This is a genomic window from Mesorhizobium sp. M7A.F.Ca.CA.001.04.2.1, assembly GCF_003998485.1.
In the GTDB taxonomy this organism is placed as follows: domain Bacteria; phylum Pseudomonadota; class Alphaproteobacteria; order Rhizobiales; family Rhizobiaceae; genus Mesorhizobium; species Mesorhizobium ciceri.
This window is the reverse complement of sequence record NZ_RZQT01000168.1, coordinates 1-11,031: the sequence shown is the minus strand read 5'-3', so window position 1 is coordinate 11,031 and position 11,031 is coordinate 1. Positions and strand designations below refer to the sequence as shown.

The following is an 11,031-nucleotide window of genomic DNA, read 5'->3' as shown; positions in this document are numbered from 1 at the left end:
GCTGTGCACCTGGGCGCCGACGCGTCTGGAAGCCATCGATGCCATGTCGGAAGCGCTCGACAGCTTCGTCGTCGACGGAATCGAGCACAACATTCCGTTCCTGGCTGCCTTGATGCAGCATCAGCGTTGGCGGGAAGGGCGGATATCGACCGCTTTCATATCGGAGGAATATCCCGACGGTTTCGCGCCGGTCGTGCCGAACGACGACGAGAAAGCGGTGCTGGCGTCGATCGCGACCGCAGTGGAACTGCTGCGACGTGATCGGCTTGACCGGCTGGGCGGGCGCCTGGCGCCGCATTCGGGAGCGCTGAAGCGCGACTGGGTCGTGAAGATCGATGATGACTATCTGTCGGCGTCCATCATCGAGGGCATGATTTCCATTCCGATGGAAGTCGATCTGTCGATCGCGGGCGGCAAGGCGCTGACCGTTGCATCCGACTGGCGGCCGGGCGATCTGGTCTGGCGCGGTACGGTCGGCAAGCGCAAGGTTACGGCTCAGGTCAGGCCGGTCGCCAATGGCTTTCGCATCGCCTGGAAAGGCATGTCGGTGACCGCGCGCGCCATGCTGCCGCGCACCGCCGAACTGGAAAGGCTGATGCCCGAAAAGGTGGCGCCGGACACGTCGAAGCTGCTGCTTTGCCCGATGCCCGGCCTTGTCGTGTCGATTGCCGTTGCCGAAGGCCAGGAGGTCAAGGCAGGCGAGACATTGGCTGTGGTCGAAGCGATGAAGATGGAAAACGTGCTGCGTGCCGAACGCGACCTTGTCGTCTCCAAACTCAACGCCAAGCCGGGCGACAGCCTGGCTGTCGACGCCGTGATCATGGAGTTTGCTTAGGGCTAGCCGGGCAGGCAGCCTGTGATCAGCAGTGGTTTGTGCTGGACTGGCATGGCGCGGTCCCGGACAATACATCTCCATCGACTCAAGGACCTTCACGCAGCACCATGGCCGACGAAAAACTCCCCCGCGATCCCTTGAAGCGAGAAGCGGCGATTGCTGCGGCGCGGCCGGAGGCCCCGGCGCGGCCCTTCGTCCATTTGCGCGTGCATTCGGCCTATTCGCTGCTGGAAGGCGCCTTGCAGATCGGCAAGGTGGTGGCTCATGCGGTCAAGGACGAAGCCCCGGCCATCGCCGTTACCGACACCAACAACCTGTTCGGCGCGCTCGAATTCGCGCAGAAGGCGGTGAAGGACGGCATCCAGCCGATCATCGGCTGCCAGACGGCGCTCGCCTTTTCCGGCGAAAACAGCGATGGCCAGCGCGACCGCCGACGGCAAGGTCCCGATATGCGGCCGGTCGTCCTGCTTGCCGCGACCGAGGCGGGCTATTCCAATCTGGTCAGGCTGGTCAGCCGCGTCTACCTCGAAACGCCGCCGGGCGAAGCCGTGCACCTGACCACCGAAATGATGGAAGGCTATTGTGACGGGTTGATCTGCCTCAGCGGCGGACCGCGCGGACCGATCGGCACCGCGCTCAAGGAAGATCGCCGCGATCTGGCCGAAGCCCGGCTTTTGACCCTCAAGGAGATGTTCGGCGACCGGCTCTATGTCGAGCTTGACCGGGTTTCCGGTTATGATCGCGTGATCGAAAAATCCTCGATCGATCTGGCCTATGCCCATGAACTGCCGCTGGTCGCCACCAACGAGGCGTTCTTTTCCTCTCGCGACGACTATGATGCACATGACGCGCTGATTGCCATTGCCGAGGGATCGGTCGTTGCCGCTGACAACCGCCGCCGGCTGTCGCCCGACAATTTCCTGCGCAGCCAGGCCGATATGGCAAGGCTCTTTGCCGACCTGCCGGAGGCGATCGACAACACTGTCGAGATCGCGCTGCGCTGCTCCTATTACCCGAAGAACCGCAATCCGATCCTGCCGCGCTTCACCGGCGGCGATGTCGCAGACAATGACGCCGCCGTGCAGGCGGAAGCCGACGAACTGGCCCGCCAGGCCCATGAGGGGCTCGACGCGCGCCTTGCCATGCATGGCCCGACCGCGGGCTATACGGTCGAGCAATACCGCGAGCGGTTGAACTTCGAGCTTGGCATCATCACCAAGATGAAGTTTCCCGGCTACTTCCTGATCGTTGCCGACTTCATCAAATGGGCCAAGGCGCAAGGCATTCCGGTCGGGCCTGGCCGCGGTTCGGGCGCAGGCTCGCTGGTCGCCTATTCGACCACCATCACCGACATTGATCCGCTGCGCTTCTCGCTGCTGTTCGAGCGCTTTCTCAATCCCGACCGCGTGTCGATGCCCGACTTCGACATCGACTTCTGCCAGGATAGGCGCGAGGAGGTCATCCGCTACGTCCAGCAGAAATACGGCCGCGACCAGGTCGGCCAGATCATCACCTTCGGTACGCTGCAGGCGCGCGCCGTGCTGCGCGACGTCGGCCGCGTCCTGCAGATGCCCTATGGCCAGGTCGACAAGCTCTCCAAGATGGTGCCGCAGAACCCGGCCAATCCGGTCAAGCTCGCCGACGCCATCGCCAACGAGCCGCGCTTTGCCGAAGAGGCCGAGAGGGAGCCGATCGTCCAGACGCTGCTCGACATGGCGCAGAAGCTGGAAGGCCTCTACCGCCATGCCTCGACGCACGCCGCCGGCATCGTCATCGGCGACCGGCCGCTGTCGGAGCTGGTGCCGATGTACCGCGATCCGCGCTCGGACATGCCCGTCACCCAGTTCAACATGAAATATGTCGAGCAGGCCGGACTGGTGAAGTTCGACTTCCTCGGCCTGAAGACGCTGACCGTGCTGGAGACGGCGGTGAAGCTGATCCGCCGGCGCGGCATCGAGATCGACCTGGCAACCATCCCGCTCGACGATCCCGAGACCTACGCCATGCTGTCGCGCGGCGAAGTGGTCGGCGTGTTCCAGGTGGAAAGTGCCGGCATGCGCAAGGCGCTGATCGGCATGCGGCCCGACTGCATCGAGGACATCATCGCGCTGGTCGCACTGTATCGACCCGGCCCGATGGAAAACATCCCGACCTACAACGCCCGCAAGCATGGCGAGGAGGAGATGGCCTCGATCCATCCCAAGATCGACCATCTGGTGAAGGAGACGCAAGGCGTCATCGTCTACCAGGAACAGGTGATGCAGATCGCGCAGGAGCTGTCGGGCTACTCGCTCGGCGAAGCCGATCTGCTGCGCCGCGCCATGGGCAAGAAGATTCGCGCCGAGATGGACAAGCAGCGCGAGCGCTTCGTCTCCGGCGCGGTCGAGCGTGGCGTCGGCAAGCCGCAAGCCGACTTCATTTTCGACCTGCTGGCCAAGTTCGCCGACTATGGTTTCAACAAATCGCACGCCGCCGCCTATGCGGTGGTTTCATACCAGACCGCCTATCTCAAGGCGCATTATCCGGTCGAGTTCCTGGCGGCGTCGATGACGCTCGACATGGGCAACACCGACAAGCTCGCCGATTTCCGCCAGGACGCGCTGCGCCTCGGCATCGAGGTTCTCGCGCCGTCGGTGACATCGAGCTTTCGCCCCTTCGAGGTCGGCGAGAACCGCATCTACTATTCGCTGGCAGCGCTCAAGGGCGTCGGCGACGCGGCGGTCGAGCACATCGTTGCCCAGCGTGGCGAAAAGCCGTTCAAGAACCTCGCCGATTTCTGCGAGCGGGTCGATCCCAAGATCGTCGGCAAGCGCGTCTTCGAAAGCCTGATCATGGCCGGCGCGCTCGACTGCTTCGGCCACGACCGCGCGTCGATGATGGCGGGCGTGGAGCGCATGATGGGGCTGGCGTCGCTGGCGCAGCAGAACGCGGTTTCCGGACAGCACGACATCTTCGGCGCCTCGCTCGGCGCCCAGTCGCAGGCACTCAATCTGCCGGCGACAGAGCCGTGGCTCGCCGCCGACCGGCTGCACCGTGAATTCCAGGTGGTCGGCTTTTACCTCTCGGCCCACCCGCTCGACGAGTACAAGGCGGCCCTGCAGAAGATGCGGGTGCAAACGTGGGCCGAGTTCTCGGCGGCCGTCAAACGCGGTGCCGCCGCCGGCCGCCTGGCCGGCACGGTGACATCCAAGCAGGAACGCAAGACGCGCACCGGCAACAAGATGGGCGTCATCGCCTTTTCGGATACGTCAGGCCAGTACGAAGCCGTGCTGTTTTCGGAAGGACTGGCACAGTATCGCGACCTGCTCGAGGCCGGCCGCTCCGTCGTCATCACCGTTGCGGCCGAGGACAGGCCGGAAGGCGTCAATCTGCGCATCAACTCGGTGCAGTCGCTGGAGGATGAGGCAAGTCGCATCCAGAAGGCGCTGCGTATCTTCGTGCGCAACGCCACGCCGATCAACACGCTGGCCGGCCAACTGACCGTCAGGGGCGAAGGCCAGGTCAGTTTCGTGCTGATCAAGGAAGAAGGCGAGGGGGAAATCGAGATAGAGCTGCCGAACCGCTACCGTATCTCGCCGCAGATCGCCTCGGCGATGCGCGCGGTGCCGGGCGTGGTCGAAGTGGAACTGGTGTGATCACCGCTCTTCCTGGTAGGCGGCAATTAGCCGGGCGGCTCTTGCCGCAATCGTCATGAAAGCGGCGGACAAGAACGGATTGCAGGAAAATTCGGCGATGACGCGGCTGCGCGACAGGCTGCGCAAGCTCTATCACGGGCGCACGCCGGCCGCTTTCCGGTTCCAGCTGGTGGCTGTGGTCATCGACCTCGCCATCATCGCCTTCTTCATCGCGACGCCGGTTCTCCAGGACAAGCCGTCATTCCTCTGGCTCGACTATTCGGCGGCCGCGCTGGTTGCCGCGGACCTCGCTGCCCGCCTGCTTGCCTCCAAGAACATGCTGCGGCTGATGAAGCAGCCGACGTCGTGGGTCGATGTCTTCATCCTCTTGACGCTGCTGATGCCAACGGCGTTTGCCAATCTCGCCTTCCTGCGCATCCTGCGGCTGTGGTCGCTGTCGCGCAGCGGTTCGCTCTGGCGGCATTTCGAGATGCGAGGACTGCGGCCGTGGCGAGAGGCCAGCCACGCGGTCATCAACCTGTTGACCTTCCTGTTCGTCATCACCGGCTTCGTCTACACGTTCTTCTTTCGCACTGGCGCTGGCCTGGAAAACTATATCGACGCGCTTTATTTCACTGTCGCCACGGTGACGACGACCGGCTTCGGCGACATCGTGCTGCCGGGCATGGCCGGCAAGCTGACGGCAATCGTCACCATGATCATCGGCATATCGCTGTTTGTCAGACTGGCTCAGGCGATCTTCCGGCCAGCCAAGGTGTTGTTTCCCTGTCCGCAGTGCGGCTTGCGGCGGCACGAGCCGGACGCCGTGCATTGCAAGGCCTGCGGCCATCTTCTCAACATACCCGACGAAGGGAACTGACGGCCGGCGGGACTACGACGCCGCCACTTCGGCCGGCTTTATCTGCCTGCGCTGCAGATTGAGCAGATTGCCCATCAGGATCAGCAGCGCGCCGCCGGCGGTGAAGGCGTCGATCTGCTCGCTATAGAGCAGCCAGCCGATCAGTGCCGATAGCGGCACGCGTAGAAAATCCATCGGCGAGACGATGGTCGCGTCGGCATAGCCAAGCGCGCGGGCCATGCAGAAATGCGACGACATGCCGGTGAAGGCGATCAGCACGATCCATGGCCATAGCTCCAGTGGCGGGTTGCGCCACGTATAGAGCGCCGGGATGAGACCGACCACCGACTGGACAATCAGCATCCAGCAGATGATGCGTACGACGCTGTCCGTCCGGGTCAGCGACTTGACGGTGACCACCGAGATGCCGAAGCAGGCCGCGGCGCCCAGCACGACGAGATGTCCAGGATCGACCGAGCCGACACCGGGGCGCACGATGATCACCACGCCGATCAGCCCCAGCGCGATCGCTGCCAACTTGGGCCGGTTCAGCCTTTCGCCCAGAAAGATCACCGCCAGGATAGCTGTCCAGATCGGAGTGGTGAATTCGATCGAGATCAACACGGCCAGCGGAATCAAGGTGAGGGCGTAGAGCCATGCCGCCTGGCCCGTGTAATGGATGACGTTGCGGGCGATATGGGCAACCGGGCGCTGCGTGCGCATGGCTTGAAAGCCGCCACTCATCATCACCAGCGGCAGCAGGATGAAGAAGCCGATCACGGAGCGCAACTCCAGCACTTGGAAGACGTTGAGCTCCGCTGTCGTGGCCCGGCCGGCGACCGTCATGCCAAGGAACGAGGCGATAGACAGCGCCATCCAGAACGCGGCCTTGGGGATCGAGGGGGTGGGTGCCATTCGCGCTATGTCGCAGGCCAGCACCTCTGCCGCAACCGCTAGCCAAGGCATTCTTCTGGGCCAGTCGCGACTGGCTCGAAGTTGTAAAACAGTCATGTGGCGGACGGAACCTGAAACGGCAGGTGGCGTTGAGTCCCGATGGTCAGCCGTGCTCGTGGATCGCCCCGCCTTTTTTCGAAACGACAAGGAGAGCTTCGATGAGATCCTTCGCGCAATTCGCGCTTACCGGCGGTCTATTGGTTGCGGCAGGCGCAGCACATGCCGACGAGACCCAATTTCTCCAGTCGTTCAAGGGCAATTTCGCCGGCAAGGGCACTGTCCAGGTAACCACGGATGCTCCGAACGTCAGCGTATCGTGCAGCTTCAAGTCGAATGCGACCTCAACCTCGCTATCGCTGGATGGAAATTGCCGCGGTCTCATTGTGGTGTCGCGGGCCATCAGCGCCAATCTGAAAGTTACAGGTGCCAAATACAGCGGCACCTATGTCGGCTCTCGCACGGGACCGGCGCAACTCAACGGCAGCCGTTCGGGCAATGCGATCAACCTGGGCATTCGCTGGGCCAAGGAGGTCAATGGCGACCGAAGGGCGCAGATGAAGGTCGAGAAACGCGGCGAGAACGGCATGCGGCTGACCGTCATCGACACCGACCCGAAAACCGGCAAGAGCGTGGTGACGAGCAGGATAGACTTGCAGCGCACCTGACGAAGATCAATCTTCGAGCGGCTCCGGCGGATGGGCATCGCGGCCCTTGCCGAATGTGTAGCCGGTTTCCACCGCTTTGCGGCCGAACTTGTCGCGCAAGGCATCGATGGCGCCTTCAGCCATGGCGCGCTTGCGCGACTGGATGTCGACCAGATCGGGCGGGTCGGCCTTGTCATCGTCCGAGAGGTCGCTGACGCCGATGCCGAGCAGCCGATACTTCGTGCCGTCGGTTTCCTTGCGCAGAAGCTCCACCCCAGTCTGAAAGATGCGGTCGGCGAGCCGGGTCGGGTCGCCGAGCTGGCGATTGCGCGTGCGCAGCTTGAAATCCTGGCTCTTCAGTTTCAGCACCACGGTGCGCCCGGCAATGCCTGACTTTTTCAGCCGTGCCGAAACCTTTTCCGAAAGCCCCCTGAGAACCGCGATCAGTTCCTCCAGCGACGCGATGTCGGTGTCGAAGGTGGTTTCGGCCGATACGCTCTTGGCGTCCTGATCGGGATCGACGCGGCGGACATCCTCGCCGCGCGAAAGGTGGTAGAGCCGGTCGCCCATCGTGCCATAGCGGCGCATGAGGTCGCCGCGATCCATCTGCTGCAGCTGGCCGATGGTGCGGATGCCGTCACGCTCCAGCGTTGCGTTGAACGCCTTGCCGACACCCCAGATCATGGTCACCGGCTGCGCCGCCAGGAAGCCGACCGCCTCGGCTTCGCCGATGACCGAGAAGCCGCGCGGTTTACGGAGGTCCGACGCTATCTTGGCGAGGAACTTGCAGTAGGACAGGCCGGCCGAAACGGTGATGCCGATCTCCTTCTCGACCGCCAGCGCAAAGCGCGCCAGCACCACAGCGGGTGGCAGGCCGTGCAGCCGTTCGGTGCCGGCGAGGTCGAGAAACGCCTCGTCGATCGACAGCGGCTCGACCAGCGGCGTCAGCGCCTGCATCATGGCGCGCACCTCGCGGCCGACGCGGACGTATTTCTCCATGTTGGGGCTGATGACCACCGCCTCCGGGCAGGCTTCGAGCGCCTTGAACATCGGCATGGCCGAGCGGACGCCCTGGATGCGGGCGATGTAGCATGCGGTGGAGACGACGCCGCGCTTGCCGCCGCCGATGATCAACGGTTTGTCCTTGAGCGCTGGATTGTCGCGCTTTTCGATTGCCGCATAGAAGGCGTCGCAATCGATATGGGCCAGATGCAGCCGGTAAAGCTCGGGATGACGCGCAAGCCGGGGGCTGCCGCAGCGCTCGCAGCGGCGCGTCTGGCTGCGCTGAAGCATCAGGCAGTCGCGGCAAAAACCGTGATCGGGATTGTTGACAGAGGCCGCCATCGCTGCGAACATAAAGAGAACAGAAGCAATGGTACGACAGTGCAAGGCCAGCGACAAGGCTGGCCTGGGGAGAACGCATGAGCACGACCATAGCGCCGCTTGCGCCCGAGCTTTGGGCTGAATTCGAGGACCTCTTCGGCAAGCAAGGTGCCTGCTACGGTTGCTGGTGCACGCATTTCCGGCTGGCGCCGGCGATGCGCCGCGAGAGCAGCCGGGAACGCAACAAGGACCACATCAAGGCGCGCATCGAGGCCGGCCCGCCGCCGGGCCTGCTGGCATTCGAGGACGGTCAGGCGGTTGGCTGGATGCAGATCGGACCGCGCGCCGACGTGCCCGAATGGAACAACCAGGGCAGGGGGTCGGCACCGGTCGATCCTGCCGACGCCACGGATCCGGCCGTCTGGGCGATCTCCTGCTTTTTCATCCGCGGCAAGGCGCGCGGCAGGGGCATCACGCATCGCCTCGTCGAAGGCGGCATCGATTTTGCCCGCCAGAACGGTGCACGGCTGCTCGAGGCTTGTCCGATAGATCTGTCTCGCGATTCGCGTTCGATCGGCCTGTTCGTCGGCTCGTCGCGGGTCTTCGAGAAGGCTGGTTTCGAGAGGCTGTTGGAACGCAAGGCCGGTCGGCCGCTGATGCGGCTGGTGCTTTGATCGAGATTGCCTGCCCGGGTGCCGTTGTCGATCTCACCTTGCGGTTGCAGCGGTAATTTCATACCAGACGGACAAAGCCTTTCTTCTCGGTCAAACGGAGAATTCGCGTGAACCGTGCCCTGCCATTCGTGTTCCTTCTTGCGTTGAGTGCCCCTGCTCTCAGTCAGACCGTCGACAGTCAGGGTGCGAAGCATTGTCCGACGACTTGTCCCGCTATGTCGGCAAGCAGGCGATCGACAAAGGCATTTTGAAGGTTTCGCTGGAAGGTGGTGCCTACAAGATCCTGTTCGATTTCAAGGCACTTGCCGCATCATTTCCGGACCAGAAACTGCTGAAGTTCGACTTCGCGCCCTACGCCCTGATGGTCAAGCCGCGCAGCGACGGATCCTGGGATGTCTCGATGGATTTCTCCCAGAGCGCCTCCTTCGAGTTCAACGGACCCGAAGGCCTGCAAAGCACTCAGTTTTCGATCAAGGACGGCAAGGGCTCGGGCGTCTACGATCCAAATCTGGCGGCCTTCACCAGCGGCACCAGTTCGATGGCCGGCATGACGATGACGTCGAAGGATGCCAAGCAGCACATGGAGGCCAGCACCGGCGCTGGCATCGCGACCGTTGCCGCGACCAAGTCGGCGACCGGGGGCGTCGATTTCACAACCTCGCAGAAGGTGTCGAGTTTTGTCGAAGCGATCAATTTCGATGACCCCGAGAGCGGGCTGAAATTCCCGGTCACCGTCAGGTCGCCGGAACTATCGGTCGAAGCCAGCGGCAAGGGCGTGCAGACCAAGCCATTGCTCGATCTCCTGGCATTTGCAGTGGCCAACGAGGACGAGGCGACGCTGAAGGCTAACCAGGCGCAGCTCAAATCGCTTTTGTTCGCCGCCTTACCGCTTTGGCAGCGTATCGACGGGACCTATGGTTTCAAGGATTTCGCGGTGGAAAGCCCGGTCGGCAATTTCGGCGCCACCCAGCTCAGCACCGTGTTCGGCTCCGACGGCGTCGCCCAAAGCGGCACGATCACCTACGGCATCAAGGCATCGGGACTGACCGTGCCGACCCAGCTTCTCCCGAGCTGGAGCGTGGGGTTGTTGCCCACCGATGTCGATTTGAACTTTGGCGGCGCCAATATCGATCTCGACAGCATGGCGAAGAAGGCGATCGAAGCTTTTGATCTCAATAAGAATCCGCCGCTGTCTGCCGAATTCGGCGAGCAGCTTAAGGCCGACTTCATGGCCAAGACGCCGAAGGTCGTGCTTGGCCACAGCACCGTGAAGAACAAGGATACGGAGATCGCCCTGGAAGGCGAGATGACATTCCCAGGCGAAAAGCCCGAAGGTAGCGTGACCGTCGATGTCGCCGGCTTCGACAAGCTTGTCGAAGGCCTGCAGGAAGCGGCAAAGTCGGAACCGGAGGTGGCCCAATACGTGCCAGTCGCCCTCATGGCGAAGGGCTTTGGCAAGACGCTGCCCGATGGCCGGCTGGAATGGATCGTCAACGCCAAGGCCGACGGTTCGGTCACCGTCAATGGCGTCATGCTGAAGCCTGCCGATCCGGCCGTGGACGACAGCGTGGACGATGGTGACGGCGACGATGACAGCGGGGACGACAGCGGCGGCGCAGGTGCGAAACTGAACCCTTGAAGGCTGGAGTTTAGAGCCCCAGCGCGCTTGCGATCTTCGGCGCGGCTTCGTGCCAGTCCTGGACGACGACCACATCGTCCGTCACCGGGGGCAGGAATGCGCGCAGCGAATTGTCGGCCATCAGGTGGAACAGTTCGGCGTCGGCGACCGATTCCCGCACCGACGCCAGATTGTGCGGCTGATCGTCGACGAAGACCACCGGTCGGCCGGCCTTGCCGCGAAGCTTGGCCACTGCCGGTCCTTTGGCCATTTCAGTGGTCAGAAGCGGGTAGCTCAGTCCAAGCGCGTCGAGATGGACGCGACGCACGGCACGGTGTTTGTGCGGCATGGCCGTCAGCAAGATGATTTCCGCGCGGTCGCCAAGCCCTGCCAGGGCCTCTGCCGCGCCGTCCGTAATGTTTTGCCAATCGGCTTGCGTATCAAAGAAATCGCCCAGCAGTGCCGTGACTTCGGGCTGTTCGATCAGGCGGCCGCTGGCCGTCTCTGCGA

8 protein-coding genes and 1 pseudogene are annotated in these 11,031 nt (G+C 63.2%); 6 read left to right on the top strand and 3 right to left on the bottom strand.

Annotated elements, in window-relative coordinates:
- The 3 genes from EN955_RS30970 to EN955_RS30960 all read left to right on the top strand — a co-directional run.
- A partial coding sequence (locus EN955_RS30970; protein WP_127223515.1) for a biotin/lipoyl-containing protein occupies nt 1-835 on the top strand: 835 nt, incomplete at its 5' end.
- Nucleotides 836-942: 107 nt separating this feature from the next.
- On the top strand, nt 943-4,470 hold the full coding sequence (dnaE, locus tag EN955_RS30965) for a DNA polymerase III subunit alpha (RefSeq protein ID WP_024503588.1): 3,528 nt from the start codon (nt 943-945) through the stop codon (nt 4,468-4,470).
- Nucleotides 4,471-4,525: 55 nt separating this feature from the next.
- Nucleotides 4,526-5,329: a potassium channel family protein gene (locus EN955_RS30960; RefSeq protein WP_024503587.1), complete on the top strand. Its 804-nt coding sequence runs from the start codon at nt 4,526-4,528 to the stop codon at nt 5,327-5,329.
- Nucleotides 5,330-5,341: 12 nt separating this feature from the next.
- Here the strand turns inward: EN955_RS30960 and EN955_RS30955 are convergent, their stop codons facing one another.
- Entirely contained in the window at nt 5,342-6,223 is an 882-nt protein-coding gene (locus tag EN955_RS30955) for a DMT family transporter (RefSeq protein WP_013531939.1), read from the bottom strand.
- 197 nt (nt 6,224-6,420) lie between these two features.
- Between EN955_RS30955 and EN955_RS30950 the strand changes: the two genes are divergently transcribed.
- Nucleotides 6,421-6,927, top strand: a complete 507-nt coding sequence (locus EN955_RS30950; protein ID WP_024503586.1) for a hypothetical protein — start codon at nt 6,421-6,423, stop codon at nt 6,925-6,927.
- Between the two features lie 6 nt (nt 6,928-6,933).
- On the opposite strand, the gene EN955_RS30945 is transcribed toward EN955_RS30950, so the two are convergent.
- Nucleotides 6,934-8,262 carry a DNA polymerase IV gene (locus EN955_RS30945; RefSeq protein ID WP_024503585.1) on the bottom strand — a complete coding sequence of 443 codons (1,329 nt, stop codon included), beginning with the start codon at nt 8,260-8,262 and terminating at the stop codon, nt 6,934-6,936.
- A 65-nt stretch (nt 8,263-8,327) separates the two neighbouring features.
- On the opposite strand from EN955_RS30945, the gene EN955_RS30940 reads away from it, so the two are divergent.
- Nucleotides 8,328-8,903, top strand: coding sequence for a GNAT family N-acetyltransferase (locus EN955_RS30940; protein ID WP_024503584.1), 576 nt, complete (start codon nt 8,328-8,330; stop codon nt 8,901-8,903).
- A gap of 107 nt (nt 8,904-9,010) precedes the next feature.
- A pseudogene (locus EN955_RS30935) lies at nt 9,011-10,542 on the top strand (hypothetical protein).
- 10 nt (nt 10,543-10,552) lie between these two features.
- On the opposite strand, the gene EN955_RS30930 reads toward EN955_RS30935, so the two are convergent.
- A partial coding sequence (locus EN955_RS30930) for a hypothetical protein (protein WP_127223514.1) occupies nt 10,553-11,031 on the bottom strand: 479 nt, incomplete at its 5' end.

Bases quoted from the DNA above. Each gene is read 5' to 3' on its own strand.
- EN955_RS30945 (WP_024503585.1), bottom strand. From the start codon at position 8,262: ATGTTCGCAGCGATGGCGGCCTCTGTCAACAATCCCGATCACGGTTTT.
- EN955_RS30940 (WP_024503584.1), top strand. From the start codon at position 8,328: ATGAGCACGACCATAGCGCCGCTTGCGCCCGAGCTTTGGGCTGAATTC.
- EN955_RS30955 (WP_013531939.1), bottom strand. From the start codon at position 6,223: ATGGCACCCACCCCCTCGATCCCCAAGGCCGCGTTCTGGATGGCGCTG.
- dnaE (WP_024503588.1), top strand. From the start codon at position 943: ATGGCCGACGAAAAACTCCCCCGCGATCCCTTGAAGCGAGAAGCGGCG.
- EN955_RS30950 (WP_024503586.1), top strand. From the start codon at position 6,421: ATGAGATCCTTCGCGCAATTCGCGCTTACCGGCGGTCTATTGGTTGCG.
- EN955_RS30960 (WP_024503587.1), top strand. From the start codon at position 4,526: ATGAAAGCGGCGGACAAGAACGGATTGCAGGAAAATTCGGCGATGACG.